Origin of the sequence: uncultured Neptuniibacter sp. (assembly GCF_947498015.1) — a bacterium.
GTDB lineage: Bacteria > Pseudomonadota > Gammaproteobacteria > Pseudomonadales > Balneatricaceae > Neptuniibacter.
In genome coordinates, this window is record NZ_CANMIR010000008.1 from 49527 (window position 1) to 68033 (window position 18507).

The 18507-nt window shown below is 44.8% G+C and carries 16 protein-coding genes and 1 other RNA gene; 6 read left to right on the forward strand and 11 right to left on the reverse strand.

Features of this window, described 5'->3' with window-relative positions:
• Nucleotides 1–90 precede the first annotated feature (90 nt).
• The gene (locus Q0882_RS11370; RefSeq protein WP_299181658.1) at nt 91–3474 is read right to left on the reverse strand and encodes a PAS domain S-box protein; all 3384 of its coding nucleotides are present in this window, start codon (nt 3472–3474) and stop codon (nt 91–93) included.
• Nucleotides 3475–3479: 5 nt separating this feature from the next.
• Nucleotides 3480–4604, reverse strand: a complete 1125-nt coding sequence (locus tag Q0882_RS11375; protein ID WP_299181661.1) for an FIST N-terminal domain-containing protein — start codon at nt 4602–4604, stop codon at nt 3480–3482.
• Between the two features lie 255 nt (nt 4605–4859).
• On the opposite strand from Q0882_RS11375, the gene Q0882_RS11380 reads away from it, so the two are divergent.
• A complete protein-coding gene (locus tag Q0882_RS11380; protein ID WP_299181663.1) occupies nt 4860–5951 on the forward strand; it encodes a two-component system response regulator in 1092 nt (363 codons plus the stop codon).
• 51 nt (nt 5952–6002) lie between these two features.
• Here Q0882_RS11380 and fghA read toward each other — a convergent pair whose 3' ends face one another.
• Together fghA and Q0882_RS11390 are read right to left on the reverse strand one after the other, a co-directional pair.
• Entirely contained in the window at nt 6003–6845 is an 843-nt protein-coding gene (fghA, locus tag Q0882_RS11385) for an S-formylglutathione hydrolase (protein ID WP_299181665.1), read from the reverse strand.
• A gap of 60 nt (nt 6846–6905) precedes the next feature.
• The gene (locus Q0882_RS11390; RefSeq protein ID WP_366915931.1) at nt 6906–8036 is read right to left on the reverse strand and encodes an S-(hydroxymethyl)glutathione dehydrogenase/class III alcohol dehydrogenase; all 1131 of its coding nucleotides are present in this window, start codon (nt 8034–8036) and stop codon (nt 6906–6908) included.
• A 105-nt stretch (nt 8037–8141) separates the two neighbouring features.
• Here Q0882_RS11390 and Q0882_RS11395 point away from each other — a divergent pair, with 105 nt between their 5' ends.
• Entirely contained in the window at nt 8142–9014 is an 873-nt protein-coding gene (locus Q0882_RS11395; RefSeq protein WP_299181669.1) for a LysR substrate-binding domain-containing protein, read from the forward strand.
• Here the strand turns inward: Q0882_RS11395 and Q0882_RS11400 are convergent.
• From Q0882_RS11400 to Q0882_RS11415, 4 genes are all read right to left on the reverse strand, one after another.
• Nucleotides 8999–9604 carry a DUF2238 domain-containing protein gene (locus Q0882_RS11400; protein WP_299181671.1) on the reverse strand — a complete coding sequence of 202 codons (606 nt, stop codon included), beginning with the start codon at nt 9602–9604 and terminating at the stop codon, nt 8999–9001. The genes Q0882_RS11395 and Q0882_RS11400 overlap by 16 nt on opposite strands.
• 60 nt (nt 9605–9664) lie before the next feature.
• Nucleotides 9665–10543: a LysR family transcriptional regulator gene (locus Q0882_RS11405; RefSeq protein WP_299181674.1), complete on the reverse strand. Its 879-nt coding sequence runs from the start codon at nt 10541–10543 to the stop codon at nt 9665–9667.
• Nucleotides 10544–10689: 146 nt separating this feature from the next.
• Nucleotides 10690–10786, reverse strand: an RNA gene (gene ffs, locus Q0882_RS11410) — signal recognition particle sRNA small type.
• A gap of 156 nt (nt 10787–10942) precedes the next feature.
• A complete protein-coding gene (locus Q0882_RS11415; RefSeq protein WP_299181677.1) occupies nt 10943–12178 on the reverse strand; it encodes a DUF3422 family protein in 1236 nt (411 codons plus the stop codon).
• A 167-nt stretch (nt 12179–12345) separates the two neighbouring features.
• On the opposite strand from Q0882_RS11415, the gene Q0882_RS11420 reads away from it, so the two are divergent.
• On the forward strand, nt 12346–13569 hold the full coding sequence (locus Q0882_RS11420) for an EAL and HDOD domain-containing protein (protein ID WP_299181680.1): 1224 nt from the start codon (nt 12346–12348) through the stop codon (nt 13567–13569).
• On the opposite strand, the gene Q0882_RS11425 is transcribed toward Q0882_RS11420, so the two are convergent.
• Complete coding sequence (locus Q0882_RS11425; protein WP_299181683.1) at nt 13564–14463, reverse strand: LysR family transcriptional regulator; 900 nt, start codon at nt 14461–14463, stop codon at nt 13564–13566. The two genes, Q0882_RS11420 and Q0882_RS11425, sit on opposite strands and share 6 nt — an antisense overlap.
• A gap of 96 nt (nt 14464–14559) precedes the next feature.
• Here Q0882_RS11425 and Q0882_RS11430 point away from each other — a divergent pair, with 96 nt between their 5' ends.
• On the forward strand, nt 14560–15183 hold the full coding sequence (locus Q0882_RS11430) for a cytochrome b (protein ID WP_299181686.1): 624 nt from the start codon (nt 14560–14562) through the stop codon (nt 15181–15183).
• Complete coding sequence (locus Q0882_RS11435; RefSeq protein ID WP_299181688.1) at nt 15180–15752, forward strand: YceI family protein; 573 nt, start codon at nt 15180–15182, stop codon at nt 15750–15752. The genes Q0882_RS11430 and Q0882_RS11435 overlap by 4 nt, the downstream gene beginning before the upstream one ends.
• A gap of 50 nt (nt 15753–15802) precedes the next feature.
• Here Q0882_RS11435 and Q0882_RS11440 read toward each other — a convergent pair whose 3' ends face one another.
• The gene (locus Q0882_RS11440) at nt 15803–16765 is read right to left on the reverse strand and encodes an MBL fold metallo-hydrolase (protein ID WP_299181690.1); all 963 of its coding nucleotides are present in this window, start codon (nt 16763–16765) and stop codon (nt 15803–15805) included.
• Nucleotides 16766–16934: 169 nt separating this feature from the next.
• On the opposite strand from Q0882_RS11440, the gene Q0882_RS11445 reads away from it, so the two are divergent.
• The gene (locus Q0882_RS11445) at nt 16935–17387 is read left to right on the forward strand and encodes a hypothetical protein (RefSeq protein WP_299181693.1); all 453 of its coding nucleotides are present in this window, start codon (nt 16935–16937) and stop codon (nt 17385–17387) included.
• A 47-nt stretch (nt 17388–17434) separates the two neighbouring features.
• Here Q0882_RS11445 and Q0882_RS11450 read toward each other — a convergent pair whose 3' ends face one another.
• Nucleotides 17435–18085 carry a TetR/AcrR family transcriptional regulator gene (locus Q0882_RS11450; protein WP_299181695.1) on the reverse strand — a complete coding sequence of 217 codons (651 nt, stop codon included), beginning with the start codon at nt 18083–18085 and terminating at the stop codon, nt 17435–17437.
• Nucleotides 18086–18507 lie beyond the last annotated feature (422 nt).

The window sequence follows — 18507 nt, forward strand, 5'->3', positions numbered from 1 at the left end:
ACAGCTAGATTAGGAAAAGGCCCTCAAAAGCCTTTTAAGTTTAGATCATATTCATGCGTTGCAATCTCTTATCAGAAATTCTCCACAAGCCTATAATTTCAATCCCTCTTGTAGGGCGATGATTAAACCCTTCGCTTTCTCAAAATCAAAATTTGTAATCGCTTTTAAAGTTGCGACGAACTGGTCCTGGAGGAGCGGGTCCTCAAACGCATACTGATGAAGATCATCTGCCATCGACAACGCTTTAGTGTCACCCACCTCGACTAGTGGTAACAGCTCCTCAAGTAACTTCCCAATGACATTTCCCGCTTTTGGCTCGCTGCTATCCGGCTTAATAACATCGATCGCAGTTCTCAGTTTATCTAGGCTACAGTTAAGAATGGCCTGCTCTTGCTTTGCACGTTCAACAAGTTGAGCTGGTTTATCATCAGCGAGTGTATTCAAAGCTCCTATAGCTTCTGCCAGTTCAGTGAACGACGTTGCCCCCAAATTAGTACAGACACCTTTTAATGCGTGAGCAAAATTATGCACCTTATCAAGCTCGCCTCGCCGAACCAACTCACTCAACTGATCCGCTATATTGCTGAAGTCAGCCTGGAACTTATTCCAGAGACCTGCATAGAACACCGGATCATATGAAGTCCTCTTCAGTCCAGACGAATAATCCAGGCCGGGTAGTACAGGAGGTAGGCCCACATCGATAAGCCTTTGAGGTAAAGACGGTGTCTGATCTAAATTGATAAGCTGATTTCTGTCCACCCAGCGACGCAATGTCTTAAACAATGTTAGCGGATCTATCGGTTTAGTTAGATGATCATCCATTCCGAGCTCAAGGCTCTTCTGCTTATCCTCCTCCATCGCATGTGCGGTTAAGGCGATAACGGGTAGATCATCGTAACAGCGTTGTGAGCGAATAATTTTTGCAGCAGTATATCCGTCCATCTCCGGCATCTGCAGATCCATTAGCACGATATCAAATGCCTGGTTTTCTAAAGCCTCAAGTGCTTGTTTACCATTATCAACAGCAACCGTTTCAACACCCATTTTATTGAGCATACCTAATGCAACTTCAGTGTTGATCTGATTATCTTCAGCCAGTAGCACCCGTACCCCACTAAGGGAGTGCTGAATATCAACCCCAAAACTATTGTGTAGGGGCTTATTGTTATCATCACTCCCCTGCAGAGCATCCTGAATCGTATTAAACAGGCATGACGGGGTATAGAGTTCAGAGATGATGAACAACCGGAAGCTATATTGATGTCGCTGAATAAATTTTGCTCGATGAATCGTCGTCGCAACGACTACGGGAAGCTGGTTAAAAGCGGGTTGATTATCAATTTCTGATTTCAGAAAGTTGAAAAGATCACTCTCATTATCGGCCCTGTCCACGACAACGATACAATCCGGTTTGCGATTACATTTGGAAGCGAGCGCAACCTCTCCAAATGGGCTCCGCTGATAACTCATCTGAAGGCTTTCGAGTTGTTTTTGAAGTGAAGGTCTGCCCCCAACAAGGAGTATATTTAAACCTTCGAAGAAGGATACATCTCTAGCCTCTGCATGAGTATTTACTTCAACCGGCAGATCCACGGTCACCGTGGTCCCCTTACCAAATTCACTCTTGAGTGATATCGTCCCACCGATCAGTTCGGTTAGCTTGTGTGTTATTGACAAACCAAGCCCTGTCCCACCGTACTTACGGGTAGTACTAGCATCCGCCTGAGTGAATGAATCAAACAGTATGGATTGCTTCTCTTTCTCAATACCCACCCCGGTATCTATCACCTGAACTCGGAGCAGAAGTGAACTTCCATCACACCTGACCGGAAACAGATCAACCTGTACGCTTCCTTGCTCAGTGAATTTTATGGCATTGCTGGTGAGATTGGTCAGAATCTGGGAAATTCGGATAGGGTCGCCGATCAGATTATTAGCCAGTGAGAAGTCACGCTTAACACTGAACTCAATCTCCTTTTCATCAGCTTTTATGTAATTAAGATCGTACAGATCAAGTAACAATTTATCGAGTTCAAACTCAGTATTTTCAATATTCAGCTGCCCTGCTTCAATCTTGGAAAAGTCGAGAATGTCGTTGATGATAGTCAGCAAATTTTTAGCCGAGTCATGAATTTTATTGATGTTGTTGTATTGCTGCTTATCCAACTGTCCAGTGAGAGCCAGATGACTGAGGCCAATAATCGCATTCATCGGTGTTCTGATCTCATGGCTCATATTCGCCAGAAATTCACTTTTAGCCTGAGTCGCGGCTTCTGCTTTCTTTAACGCCAGGAGTCTATTGAGTTCCTCCTCCTTCCGAAGAGAGATATCTTTGAAAACAGACACAGATCCCAGATGTTTTTCCCCCTGAAGCAAAGGTACAGAGGTCACCTCAACGGGAATATTGTGCCCATCTTTATGGATAAAGCACTCATCATCGGAGTGAAAACTTTGCCCTTGTAAATTCCTGAGCATAATGGGGCACTGATCAAAAGGGAGTTGATCTCCTGCGCTGGATTTATAATGGATAAGATTGTGGGCTATCTGGCCAATAAATTCTTCTCGCTGCCAGCCCAGAATTCTTTCTGCCTCATCATTCAGAAAAGTACAGCGTCCATCAACATCCAGCGCAAACACCCCCTCACCGATCGTGTTTGCCAAACCATCAAGGAACTGCTTTTCCAGGTGAATAGAGTTTTCCATCTCCTTTCTGTATGTAATATCGGTTCGTATGGAGATGTATTGTTCAGGTTTTCCATCCACCCCTAAAATAGGCTTGATCGTGGCTGCGACCCAGTAGTAGCCTCCATCTCGTTTACTGTTTTTTAACTCTCCATGCCAGACATTTCCAGATGAGATCGTCGACCAAAGCTCCTTATAAAACGACTCCGAATGCTCACCGGATTTCACCATGCTATGGGTATTACCGATCAATTCAGCTTCAGAGTAGCCTGAGATTTTGCAAAATTTATCATTGGCATAGGTAATGGATCCGTTTTTATCAGTGATACTGACAATAGCGTGAGCATCAAGGGCGTCTTTCTGGAACTGTAACTGCCGTTTTGCCGTTTCATTCTCTTTTAAAAGTTCACGAAACAACTGGGGTAGTTGTTCTACATTTAGCTCTTCGTGGTCATAGGTACGCCCTGAAGAACTCATCAGCGCTCGGATATTGCTTTGTAAAGTACCTATCAGTTGAGTCTGTAGTTCAGCATCTGCACGTAGGTTATCATTAGCCAGCTCCAGTTCTTCATGGCTGATTCGCATACTTGAATGGAGCAGATTTGAATTCCGATCAGATAGAATATAGCTTTCATTCACTTTATGAAGAAGCTGAGCAAAGCAGGATTCAAACTCAGGCTGCTGCATCAACGAATCTACAAGTGATTTGAAATCAACATCTAAAGGATCAGTGACAATGGGTTCAAATCCGGTGAGTTTCAGCTGCCGAAGCAAAAGTCTATGCATGGACATAATTACTACTCTGAAATGACCGTCACTGTCATAGTTTGGTTGTGTAAACTACATTGAGTGAAACCGCTATCCGGACATATTTCACCGTAAGAGTAAAAACCGGTGGATAGAGTTTTGTCCCCTAATATCATATTTACAGCCTCGACCTCTTCGGTTACAGAATCACCCATCACCAGCTTACGTCCGACACAACTAACAAGAATCGCGAGACGATCATGATCATCGCGTGAGATACCTTTAACTGCATTTTCAGCGCCATCAATAAGCCCATCGATGGTTGTATGCATCAACCGTAAATAACCATCAGGATCTATATCACCGGCTAAAATCAAACTGCTGTTATCTTCATCTACACCCAGAATGGTTCGAATAAGTCCCTGCTCCTGCTTAGAAGCCGAAACCATTTCGAAAGGGAATAGCAAACCTGACGAGGGAAGTTCACTGGCATATTCACCTAAATATTGTTTGTAGAGTTCTAGAGCTGGCTTATCATCCAATTCATATAGGATATTGCCTTCACAGCGGGTTACTTTTCTCAAGGGGCCGAAATGCTCCCAGCCTCCGAACGAACCACACTCAATCTTAAGAGCATCACCATAAAAACAGACAGCACATAGCTGGTCAGAATTTACACCATTCCCAGTCAGGGTCGCTGTAGTTTCAAATGCAGTACCATCTGCGGCAAGACCACCGCTAATTGGCACACCGTCGCCAATAACCGAGGTCAGGCCTTCAATTATTGCACTGCCATTAATATTAACCCCCGGAGACAGAAGCAGGACCGCCTTTAATCCCTGAACCTTAATTTTAGAAGCCAGTGCGACCCCAGCATCGAAGGAGGCTTTAATCCCACCTACTCTGGCTGTAATAACATCAATGATGACATCAGTATCAAAATAGACCTCCGTCAGAACCACACCACCATCCATCACTCCGCTCGCTGTAATCTCTCCCGCCGTTGAACATCCTGCCAACTTGGAGGAAGGGTATACTTGAGCTAGCTCTGTAAGTAGCTCATCTGACCTTAGATAGGAGGGATCTGCAAACACCAGAACGAGCTCCGGGTCTCCTGACATCTGGTTAAGCCTCAAAGGCGTCTGTTTATTTATAACCTTCTGTAGCAACTTCATATCACGCGCCTATCTGTTTTAAACAAGTTTATCTCAGAAACACATGTAAATTCATGATCTGACAACAATATAACTCAGGATAGGTAGGGAATTAAGTGAATGCCAAGAATTAAAATAACCCACTTTAATTCATTGTGTTATATGGACAAATAACCCTTCTATTGCTAATTTTAAACTCTGCCAATTCTCCAATTTTTCTATCAATTATCAGTTACCTTTCTGCATCAAACGCGGTATTCAAACAGGCCATTCTTAATGTCAAATGTATTAAAAACCATTTTAGTCGTCGACGATGAACCGATTAACATTATGGTGCTATCTAACCTTCTCAAATCAGATTATAGAGTGCTGGCAGCAAAAAATGGTGAAGAAGCATTACAACGCGCCCAGAGTGAGCACACACCTGACCTGATCTTACTCGATGTCATGATGCCTGATATCGATGGTTTTCAGGTCTGCAGTTTATTAAAAAACAACCCTGACACCTCACATATACCGGTGATCTTTATTACAGCCATGAATGAGGAGATTGATGAGGAGAAAGGCCTTAAAGCGGGGGCAATAGATTACATTACCAAACCAATTTCGCCGACATTAGTGATAGCGCGTGTGCGTAATCACATCTTATTAAAAAGCAGTCAGGATGAGCTCTATTCACTGAATGAGATGCTAGAAGAACGAGTTCGCATCAGGACTCAAGAACTGGCAAAAACTCAAGAGACCACGATCCAGGCCCTGGCTTCTCTGGCTGAGACCCGTGACAATGAGACTGGGAATCATATCCGAAGGACCTCTCACTACGTCAAGGCGCTGGCTGAAGACCTGAGAGATCATAATCACTTTACTGATGAACTGACCGACCGGAATATCGAACTGATCTACAAATCAGCACCACTGCACGATATTGGTAAAGTCGGCATTCCTGACAAGATTCTGCTCAAACCTGGGAAACTGTCTACAGACGAATTTAAGATCATGATGACTCATACGACTCTTGGAGCCGATGCTATCTCAAATGCAGAAAATGAGACTGGATTAACGGGTGTTTCATTTCTTCAATATGCGAAGGAGATCAGCTCCTGTCACCATGAGAAATGGGATGGATCCGGTTATCCAGAAGGACTGAAAGGTAACGATATTCCACTCTCGGGACGCTTAATGGCCTTAGCAGATGTCTATGATGCTCTGATCACCAAACGTGTTTATAAACCTGCTTTTGACCACCAGAAAGCCAAAGGAATTATCCTTGAAGGTCGCGGCAGCCATTTTGACCCACTCATAACCGATTCTTTTATACGAATTGAACAGCAGTTTATAGAGATCGCAGATCGATTCAGAGATGAGTAATCCCCTCCCTGAATAAACCTGCGCGATTAATCTGTTCTCTACAGGTATCTATTAGCTAAGGTATTTGGCGTGAAAGCGCAGATGCTCCTCGATGAAACTCGCGATGAAGTAGTAGCTATGGTCATAGCCTTCCTGCATCCGCAACGTGAGTGGATAATCATGCTCTTTCGCTTCCTGCTCCAACGCTTCTGGTTTTAGCTGAACCTCAAGAAACTCATCACTGCTACCCTGATCAATCAACACAGGTAACTGCTTAGACTGCTCCCCGATCAGTACAGAAGCATCGTACTGTGACCAGGCCCCCTGATCGTTACCCAGATAAGCGCCTAAGGCTTTCTTACCCCAGGGAGATCTCATCGGATTGCATATAGGGCTAAACGCTGAGACTGACTGATAGCGCAGACTATTTCGCAAGGCGATAGTCAATGCACCATGGCCACCCATTGAATGCCCGGAGATGGAACGCTTCCGGGAAACAGGGAAGGTTTTTTCAATTAGATCAGGCAATTCCTGCGTGATGTAATCATACATCTGATAGTGTTCACTCCATGGCTCCTCTGTTGCGTTCAGATAGAAGCCAGCGCCTAAACCCAGGTCATACTCGCCATCAGGATCATCGGCTACACCCTCCCCCCGCGGACTAGTATCAGGTGCTACAAGCGCGATTCCCAACTCTGCAGCGATACGTTGAGCGCCCGCTTTTTGCATAAAGTTTTCATCATTGCAGGTCAAACCCGATAACCAGTAGAGCACAGGTACATTAGCGCCACTACTCACCTGCGGGGGGAGATAAATACTGAAGCGCATATCACAATTAAGGGTTTCTGATGGGTGGCTGTACCGCTTTAACCAACCACCAAAACATCGATTCTGGCTAAGATTTTTAATAGACATTAACTCTCCTTACAGACCCTATGGGCCTGTAAGCACGGGTTGAGGAAGCAAAGGTAGGCACTATTTATCGAAATGGATCACACTACGAATACTTTTACCTTCATGCATGAGATCAAAGGCTTCGTTGATAGCATCCAGCCCCATCGTATGAGTGATAAAGTCATTCAGCTTAAACTCACCCGCCATATACCTTTCAACAATCGCAGGGAGTTCAGAACGCCCTTTAACACCACCAAATGCAGTGCCTCTCCAGACCCGGCCAGTCACCAACTGGAATGGACGCGTTGATATCTCTTGTCCGGCACCCGCTACACCAATGATTACGGATTCTCCCCATCCCTTATGACAGCACTCCAACGCTGAACGCATCACATCAACATTGCCGATACATTCAAACGAGTAATCCACCCCACCCTCAGTTAACTCGACAACGACGTCCTGAATCGGCTTGTCATATTCCTTCGGGTTAATACAATCGGTCGCACCTAGCTGTTTGGCGAGTTCAAACTTACTGTCGTTGATATCAATTGCAATGATACGGCTAGCTTTAGCCATAGTCGCACCAATAACAGCCGATAGCCCAATGCCCCCCAAACCGAAGATAGCAACGGTGGCCCCCTCTTCGACCTTGGCGGTGTTCATGACAGCACCCATGCCCGTCGTTACACCACAACCCAGTAGACATACTTCCTCTAGAGGGGCTGCTTTATTCACTTTTGCCAGCGAGATTTCTGGTAGAACCGTATATTCAGAGAATGTCGAACACCCCATATAGTGATAGATGGGCTGACCATCTTTATAGAAACGGGTAGTGCCATCAGGCATCAATCCTTTTCCCTGAGTCTCACGGATCTTCTGACAAAGATTTGTTTTACCGGATTTACAAAATTTACATTCGCCACATTCTGGCGTGTAAAGCGGAATCACATGATCACCAACAGCAACACTGGTAACCCCTTCACCTACGGCCTCAACGATGCCTCCACCCTCATGGCCCAAAATTGCAGGAAAGATACCTTCAGGGTCCTCACCAGAAAGTGTGAATGCATCAGTATGACAGACCCCCGTCGCGACAATTCTCACCAACACCTCTCCTTTTTGAGGAGGCATGACATCAACCTCTTCAATCGATAATGGCTGGTTCGGCCCCCAGGCAATAGCGGCTCTGGATTTAATCATCTTGTCACTCATCTTAACCTCGATAGACTGTGTAGATTAGGTTCTTAACTTATTGTAGTTAATTACTCTGAGGTGATAATATCTATTTTTGTTAAATACTTTTACTGATTGGTAATAATGTTCAATTGGGATGGAATCACCGAATTTATCGCTGTTGCTGAAAGTGGAAGCTTTACAGCAGCATCACAGCAACTGAGCATCTCAACAGCACAAGTCAGTCGGCAGATCAGTGCGCTTGAAACTCGACTCGCAACGAAATTGTTCTACCGAACAACACGTAAAGTATCGATAACCGAAGCAGGTAACCTCTTCTATCAACACTGTCGACGATTGCAGGATGGGCTTGAAGAAGCCGAACGTTCTCTGACTCAGTATCAGGCTACGCCTCGCGGGAAACTAAAAATAACAGCCCCAACGACGTTTGGTGAAGGAAGAATTGCACCACTGATAAATGACTTTGTCTCTCGTTACCCCGAACTTGAAGTAGAGATTCATTTTACTAATAAAAAACTGGATCTAATCGATTCAGGCTATGATCTCGCTATTCGACTGGGCAAGCTGGATGACTCGACAATGATGGCGAAACGTCTTGCGTCACGTACACTCTATGTTTGCGCATCCCCGGATTACCTTCAGCGTTGCGGGGAACCCTATCTTTTGGAAGAGCTGGAGAGGCATAACTGCCTACAAGGCACTCTGGAGTTTTGGCGATTTCAAAAAGAGGGGCAGGAGCGAAATATCAAGATCAAAGGCAACATCCGTTATAACAGTGGACAAGCCTTGACTGACGCCGCTCTGAAGGGGATCGGATTAGTCCAACTTCCAGATTATTATGTTTTACCCTATCTGGAAACTCAGGAGCTCTTGCCTGTTCTAAAACAGTTTCAGCCCGAGGATGAAGGGATATGGGCGCTTTATCCCAACAACCAATTTGTATCACCTAAAGTCAGAATACTTATCGATTATCTCGCAGATCATCTGGACATATGAAGTTGCGCTAACTGTCGATCGTGGAACCTCGGTAAAATAAGCAAGCAGCTAATCGTTCCCAAAAGCGCAAACCCCATATCAGATTGTGTATCCCATATATAACCCTGTGTTCCGAGAAAAGCTTCCGCCCCCTCTCCCGTCGCAATGGCAACCCACCACTCGATCAGTTCATAGAATGCACTGAACGCCAGGCATACCGAAACTACGAAAAGGTTGAGCCAGCCCCCCCTTCTTACAACCTCTTTACGAATCAGAATCTCCCTTGCCAGAAGTGCAGGAATAAACCCCTGTGCGAAATGTCCGACCTTGTCATAGTTATTCCGTTCCAGATCGAAAGCCTCTTTGATCAGGTCGAACAGAGGCACTTCCGCATAAGTATAATGGCCACCTACCATCAAGATGATGCAGTGGATCAGAATAAAGAAACTGAGCAACGGGGTTAGCGGGAAGCTACGATAGGTAGCTATCACCAAGATCACTCCTATCAGCGCCGGCAGCACCTCAAGGAACCAGGTAAACTGATCATTTGGGTTAATCCCAGACCACATGAATACTGCAAAGAAGATAGCCAACCACACAGCCTTAGCCATATCAAACGTACCTCTTCCTACCTGACAAAATGAACAAATGACTTGAGTCTGCGTTTATAGTCATTCTTGATCCGGTTCCGATGGTCTGTCAGTCTGGAGCGGACGCTTATAGGGGAACAATTGAACCAGATTATTGATTCCTGATTCTAGTGGATTACCCCGGCGATAGACCATCGAGATTCGTACATGACCAACCCCAACGTTGACCGGTTCACTCCTAAGCGCCTTTTCATACCGGCTACCAGTCACCATATTCCGACCAATCACCGTATATCCCAAACCCGCAGCTACACATCCCAAAACACCATCCGAACTGCTCATGACCATCAGACCATCTTCGCTGCGTCCTGAAGCTTGTTGCCAGGAAAGAGCACATTTTCGATAGCCACAACCATCTTCTCTCACAAACAGAACCGAATCATACTCCCCATCCAGCGGTGTCACGATCACTAACTCTTCATCAACCACAGGCACAATCACAAGCTCCTTATGGGCTTGTGGATCTCCTACCATGGCACAATCCACCCTGTTATTAAGCACCGCCATCACTAATTTTGCACTGGTATCGGTATATATTTTAGGGTGGATCTCAGGATGCGACTGTTTCAGTGATTTCAGCACCAGAGGCATATGCACGGCCGCAAATGTTTCAGGAACCCCAACTCTAAGATCGTAACTGCCGGTAATCTCTGAGATCGCTGAGGTTGCCTGATACTCAAGCTGCAATATCTGATTGGCATAATCATAAAGTAACTGCCCAGATGGTGTTGTTACCAACTTACGGCCAACCAATGTAAACAACTTACTTCCCAACTCATCCTCCAGCTTCTGTATACGACTGGTGATATTGGACTGAACGGTATTCAACTTTGCAGAGGCGCCTTTAATACCCCCTTCATCGACAACCGCTTTGAAAGTACGTAAACCAAGAATTTCCATAACTTCTGCGAAAATGAATAATCAATAAGAGTAAGTTCGATATTAAAGAAGAATCAACAAAATGAATACTGCAGATAGCATAGCGAGAGGTGATCGCCATAAGGCAGTTTGAAGAGAGAAGAGAGAAGAGAGATAACTGGGGGTGACCCCACCAGCCACATTCCGGCACATGAATCCATCGCTGTGGCTGCTCCCTTCCGGGCCTGACCAGGTTAACGATTTATCATTGCGGAAGGACCAACAGGGCCACCATAACGATGCCATATAGGCTTGCCTGAGGGTTGAACTCTTCAGACAGGCGCGCAGTATACCAGCGATAAATTCAGATGCAAATGCAAACTTGTTAAGTCCCTGATTTTTCTGGAAAGCGTTCAGAAAAACGTCAGCTAAGCCGAACGATCAATCCTCACTGTAGTGTTTCAGTAGTCGTCGTACATACCACCACAATACACCTGCCATCAACGGGACAGAGAAACTCAAGAACATCAGAGCAGTATCTCTTATTGCATCGACGCTAACCGTATTTCTAATCGTTCGTTCCAGTAGATCGAACGCATAGTAAGTCACGACAATAATCGTGAAACTTTCTAATTTGGCTTGTAGCCTTAGCTGTCGCCTGGCTCGATCATTTAATCCCTCCAACAACTGCTGATTCTGTTTTTCAATCGACAGATCCACCTGAGATCTGATCAGCTCGGTCGCCCTAGCAATACGCCGGGATAGACGCTCAATCCGGTCATTCGCCGCCAGGCAGGTTCGTTTAGCTGGATCCAAGCGCCGCTCCATAAACTGCGCAACGGTTTGTAACCCCTGAATACGAGATTCTCGTAACTCATTAATCCGACTATCAACAACTGCAAAATAGGCTTGTGTCGCAGAAAAACGATTTGCAGTCTCAGCTGAGATCTCCTCAACCTGTGCTGCCAGCTGCATTAGCTTACTAAGTAGCTCATTAGCATTATTGTTAGCCGCTATTTCATGGGTGATTTCCGCCAGTTGCTGATCCATATCCGTCAGCTTAGGCATCTGTTCCTGAGCAACAGGGAGTGCCAGTAGCGCAGTATGCCTATATGTTTCTATCTCACATAAGCGTTGCATCAAGCGTCCCGCCTGAAAAGCTTTTAAGTTGACATCGTTGACAACTATTTTGACAAAGCCATCTTCAGCCGATGGATGGAAATCGGTCCACACTTTTGCAGCCCCACCCATCACTTCGGCACCCGAAACTTGCCTGCTGCCAAAAATTGTTTTCAGATCCGGTTTTTCTGCATCACGAGGATTGAACACGATCTCAACACCAGATAGAAACTCACCGGGCAGCGTTCTCCACAAGCTGTGAAACTCCTCCATGATCGCTTGTGAAAACTGATATAGGGTGATGGTATAAAATTCATTATGGGCTTCGTATCGCACCGCCACCTTTTCATTTGAAACATAGAAAAAGGGCGTACCGACATCAGTATCCACCAGCTGTAAACTCTGCAAAAGAGAACACAATGTTTCATCTAATCTACCACTGTCATCATGCTGATAGACCGATGCTATGTGCAGCAAACGCATTCCAGGTTGTAATCGCTGAAACGGTCTGGCGTGTACTTCACTGGTAATCTGTGCTCTAAGAGGGTGGTTCTGCATTCTTTTTCCCTGATATCTGCCCGGCTGCATCTATACTAAAGTTTAATCGCCTAAACCACTAGTCATTGCTTCCACCGGAGTATGATTAGGTGTTGCAATACACCTGATGAGTTCACGACTAACCACTACCGCTCAACTTACTAATACGAAAACAATGGGTCATTAGAATGGATCTTCGAGCAAACCCTTTAGGTCTCTCACGCCAACCTATTTTTGATCAAGATCTCAATGTGGTTGCTTATGAGCTCCTCTATCGATCTGAAAAGAGGGATCAGATTGAAAAGCTCCTCTCCGGTGATCAGGAAACCTGCAATGTACTGATCGATCACTTCACCAATATCTATGATTCGGGAACATTGAGGTCATTACCGGCATTCCTCAATATTACGGACGGTTTTTTGAGAACTGGAAGCCTACCAAGCTTGTCACGCCACAATCTGGTTATCAATTTAAGCCTAGCCTCAACATCTCAGGCGTTTATTCATGCTCTCAAGAAATATGTAGAAGCGGGATACAGACTAGTATTGAATGATTTTGAGTATCATCCGGAATATGATGCACTACTGGAACTAGCAGCCATTGTTCGCGTTGATATTCGTCACTACTCTGATCAGGAGGTCTTGCAGCATCTTGCTCAGCTTAAGAAATTTAACGTTACCTGCCTGGCAGAGCAGGTTGAATCTTATGTTGAATTTGAACGCTGCCAATCCCTTGGCTTCAAACTATTCCAAGGCAACTTCCTGTCAAAGCCGGCGATTATTGAAGGCAGAAAACTCAGCTCCAACCAAGCAGTCATTATCCATCTTCTGGCAGCCCTTCAGGACAAAGATGTCACCCCAGCAGAACTTGCCGATATCAGTTCAAGAGATCCACAGCTCACCTATAAACTTCTCCGCATCGTTAATTCCGCCCAGTACAATCTAAGCAATAAAATTGAGAGCTTATCTCAAGCTATTATTGCGCTGGGAATTAACGAAGTTAATAAGTGGGCTACGTTGCTGGCCTTATCGAGTAATGATGAACGTCCGAGTGAGCTTGTCAGACAGATCCTAATGACTGCTCGCATGTGTGAGTTTGTAGCCTATAAAACGAAGGAAGTAGATTCTGAACTAGCTTTTATGACTGGCGTGCTCTCTTTATTAGATGCGTTGCTTGAGATAGACCAGCAAACCCTGCTATCCCAACTATCAATCTCAGAAGATATTATCAGTGCGATCACCCGGTACGAGGGCAAAGCGGGCAAACTACTTCAAGCAATCAATTTCTATATGATCGGACAATCCAGTTTCAACCTCCCCCCCTCTCTCCAGGAGATCTATGCCGAAGCCTATTACGAGTCCCTTCGCTGGAGCAACGAAACCATGCAGATAATGCAGGGCTCTCACCTATAAGCTTGGTGTAAAGATCTGCGTCAATTCAGAGCGAACCCAGCGGCACATTGGATCATGATGAAAACGTTCATGCCAATATAGGTAAAGTATCACCTCAGACAGATCAAATTCAGCCGGCAGAGGACGAACAACCAGACTGGTATTCTTAACCAGATGCTGCGCCATCACAGCAGGTAATGTAAAGACAAGGTCGGAATGCTGACAAAATTCGGTTACAGACATAAAACTGGCAAGTCGAAGCATCACTTTACGACTTAACCCCAGCTCAGAAAGAGCATCATCCATCATCCCAGGGCCTTTACCTGTAATCGAAACGAGACCATGTGATGCATTCGCATAATCATGAAGGCTCATCTGCCCCTCAGCCAGCGGATTTTTTTGATCCAGCACACAGAGGTGACCCGATTTTGCAATCTCTATCCGCCTGAATTGATCATGGCCTGACTGGGGATACAAACCCGTTATCGTGAAATGTACCTCCCCCCTCTCTAGTAGTTCAAAGTGCTCGCTTCTTTGTGGCACAACCTCCACGCTGAGATTAGGAGCTTTATGCCTCAACATCCTGACAAACTCAGGCATAAGCAGGATCAGCTCAAGATCTAGTCCAGTCAGTTTCAGCACCCCTTCAGCCTGAAAAGGATCAAAAACAACCGGCTGCATGATCGCCTCAACATCCACTAACACCTGCTCCAACTGCGGTTGAAGTTGAGCTGCCCGAGAGCTCAGGTCATAACCCGTGCCTGTCCGGACCAGTATCGGATCTTCAAGTGAAAGACGAAGCCTCTGTAGAGCACGACTCACTGCAGGCTGGCTCATACCGAGTCGTTCAGCAGCTTTTGAAACGTGCCGATCTTCAAGTAACGCCTTCAATACCACTAATAGATTTAGATCCACAGATCTTAAATTCATTTCACGCATAGCAACAATAATAAATATGCATTAGACGCATTCAATACTAACGTTTAAATTGATCAATAGAAACGGCTCGCAATGAATATACAGTGCGATGCGGCCAACAATCATCAGGTAGGGTATCTGCAATCAATGGTTTTCCATCGTAAATTAATTAATGATCAATCATCTTATGGCTGGGGTCATATATTACTTCACTGGCTGATCGCATTCGCTATTATCGGTTTATATCCCTTAGGGCTCTATATCGAAACACTGGACTATTATGATCCGGCATACCGAACCATACCCTATTGGCATAAAAGCATCGGCGCGCTAATCATATTCGCCCTTGTATTCAGAGTGTTATGGCGTGTGTTGAATAAACCACCTGCACCGCTGCCACAGCCTGAGCGTATGAAGCAACTTGCCAAGCTTGCACATCTAATGCTTTATGCGCTTCTCATACTCACGCTCGTTTCGGGCTATCTGATCTCCACCGCTGATGGTCGCAGCATTGAGGTATTTAGCTGGTTTAACATACCTGCTCTGCCATTCGCCTTCGATAATCAGGAAGATATTGCTGGAGAGATTCATTTTTTTGCAGCAACTGCACTAATATCAATATCATCACTGCATGCTTTAGCAGCACTAAAGCATCATTTTATAGACAAAGATACAACACTAACGCGCATGCTTGCGCTACATGAGGACCCCCAATGAAAGCTAAATTTATTAAAGGACTGGCCCTGGCTTCAGCGTTATCCGTAGCGCCAACCTATGCAGCTGACTATGTAATCGATTCAAAAGGCGCGCATGCATCTATTCAATTCCGAATTAGCCATCTGGGCACAAGCTGGTTAACTGGTCGCTTTAATACATTTACTGGAGCGTTCAGCTATGACGCTGAAAATCCTGCGGCCTCCAGTGTAAATGTTGAAGTTGATGTCACCTCTTTTGATTCCAACCATGCTGAGCGTGACAAACATATTAAAGGGGATGAGTTCCTGGATGTATCGAAATTCCCTAAGGCAACCTTTAAAAGCACATCATTCACTCCCAATGAAGAGGGAGGTGTTATGAAAGGGATGCTGACTCTTTACGGTCAGACCAAAGAGATCGCTATAGATGTACAGAAGGTTGGCGAAGGTAAAGATCCATGGGGCGGATACCGTGCCGGCTTCTCAGGTACTGTAGAGCTTACTCCAAAAGATTTTGGCATGACTTATAATCTTGGCCCAGCTGCAGAAACTGTATATCTGGATCTCAATATCGAAGGGATTCGTCAGTAATTAATCAATAAGGCGGGCTATCATGCCCGCCTTATCCCTAACCGTAACGACTACTCAAACTCCATCGCTTCAAATACCCGACCTGCATTCTTAGCTGCCAACTGATCAAAGGTTTCAAGATGTGCATATGGAGACTGATCGATTGAGTAAGCATCTTCCAAAGATCCTCCCTCTTCCAGTAGCACTGCGACCTTGCCACGAAGGTAACTCAGGTACCCTCTCGTCCAACGATCCACCGTTGAAAAGTCTGTGGCCTCTCCATGCCCAGGAATGATGATCTTATCCTTTGCAAAGGGGGTAAAGTGATCGTTCCACGTTTGCAGCCATTCCAAGGTATCAGTATCAGGGAAGATGGGTAACAACCTTTGTTGAAAAGCCATATCCCCAGCGATGAGTACGTTAGCGTCTGGAACAAAGACTGAGATATCACCCGGCGAATGTGCAGGCCCAAACCGAATCAAACGGACTTCCAGGCCTCCCAGATCAATCTTCATCTCATCTCCGAAAGTCTGATCAATCTCAACAAGTGCGGTACCCTCTGCACGCTCTTTCAGAATTGACTTAAGGTTATCAAGGCCATCCAAGCCTAGCTCATCAATCTCTTCCAGAGCCTCTTCATGAGCAATTATCTTGGCGCCAAGTGCCTTCCAATAACCATTACCTAAAATTGCATGAGACTGACCATTCTCATTCACCACATACCTGACAGGAAGATCGGTGATTTTGGTTATTTCACTGTGTAAAGCTTTCGCCAATAGATAGGAGGAACCTCCATTGACCACCAAAACAGCCTCATCCCCGATGACAAACGACAGGTTATTGTTGTGACCAGCATTTTCATAGCTGTAGTATTGGGTAGCCCCTATAGCCGACCAGACCCGTTCTGCAACTTTAACCGGTTGACTATAAAGCAGAGACTCTGGGTATTTATCTGCGGGACTCATAGAAAAAGCAACGGCAGGTAAAAGCAGCAACGAGAGTACTGCTTTACTTATAAATGATTTTATCTTCATTGTTCTCTTCTTATTGTTGTCGAAAAAACAGCATCAACTCAATATAAGACATCACTTATTTAACGACAAGGAATATCGATATAGCATGTCTATATAAACAACCATTCCTCTTGCAAAACAGTCCCTGAGCAAACAGACTTACCCCTTGAAGAAAGAAGAGGATCTAACTTTGAGCACGACAAAATTCACATGCGATAAAGAGTTTTTCGAAAAAAAGATTTCATTGCTGACTAATCTGCAATTGGGATTTGTAGGTACCGCGCTGATGCTCATGATGATGGATCTGTCGAAGATTTATCTTCTGGTCCCTCTGATTATTGGTCTGATTCTCTCAAGTTGGTACAAAAGTAATTTTGAGAAGATCCAATCCGAGGTAAAAGATGCTTATGTAGAATTTGCTCCAAAATCTCTTCTCTTCGTACAGCCAGCTACTGAATCTGAACAGAGAGTAACTTTCAGGGAGCTAGAGGAGATCGATTGTCATAAAGAGAATTTTATCAACGTCATTACGCTGTATCTGAAAGATGGAAAGGAAAAACTACAATTTAAAGGATTTAAAGAGAGCGATCATCTTCTCCAGACCCTGAGTACACACATTCAGTCTGAAGATAGCACAAAATAAAAAAGAGCCACTTTCCTTAAGTAGCTCTTACAACCTTGTATTTTCGCCTACTGACACTTGGCCAACGAAGTTACTTTAATTTCTGAGATATCACCAGCCGCCTCCATCTTCGCTTCTACATCTAAAAGCCCTTCCAGGATACGGCGACACCCTCTCCAGTAACATCGTAAACTTGCACTGTCACCAGAGATGAAGAAGCGGTTCATCAATCCTTGTTCTAAGGTCGATATGATTTGCACAGTGTTATGTAGCGTGGCATGACTCGTACCCGGAGATACCGCTTTAAGTTGTTTGAGGCGATGAAATGAGATCTCATCCATCAATCTCCTAAGAGTTACCTGCAGGTTCTTGTTATTGGCAGAAGCAGAAATAAAACCAAACAGTGCTTTAGACGACTCTGAACTTGTAATAAAACAATCAAACAACTGATCTTCAAGCTGATCTAAAAAGTCCTGCTTGCTCGAAGGAATAGAGTAAGAACTTATTCGCAATGCAATACCTTGCGCTAACCTTTCTAGCACCTCGCTAACGACATCAGTCATCGTCTTGAAATGATGGTAAAGGCCACCTTTACTGATCTTTGCTTCTTCAATGAGGCGACCGGCAGTAAGCGCATCCAGACCATCGAGACTGATGATTTTGATTGCCGACTGAAGGATTAAATTTCGTGTCAGGTCAGAATTTCCGTTGGGGCACATAGATGAAGACCTTATTCCTATTTGAACTACCTAGAGTTTCATCAAATTAATCAACTCTTCTCTTCCTATGCTACGCCCATAAGAATTGTCACGACATTAAAACAGAGAACTTTTGTGACTCAGGTCAAGTAGCCCAGGCGAATGACTGACCTAGGCTTCAATCAACTACAGTTTTTTATACGCAATAAAAAGCCAACCTGTGAATGAATCACAGGTTGGCAGCCAAAGGCAGAAGAGGATCGTTGTAAGCGTATTAGATCAGATAGACCATGAATCTAAGATGAACTGAAATGACAACCCTCTAAAGAAGTTAACCCTCACAGATAAAAACATCTCTAGATTAATAAGTTAACGCACTTTTATGATTCTTCATTCTCTGTCATGATCTATGATATACGTATCGCTAAAGCCAGATCCTTGCC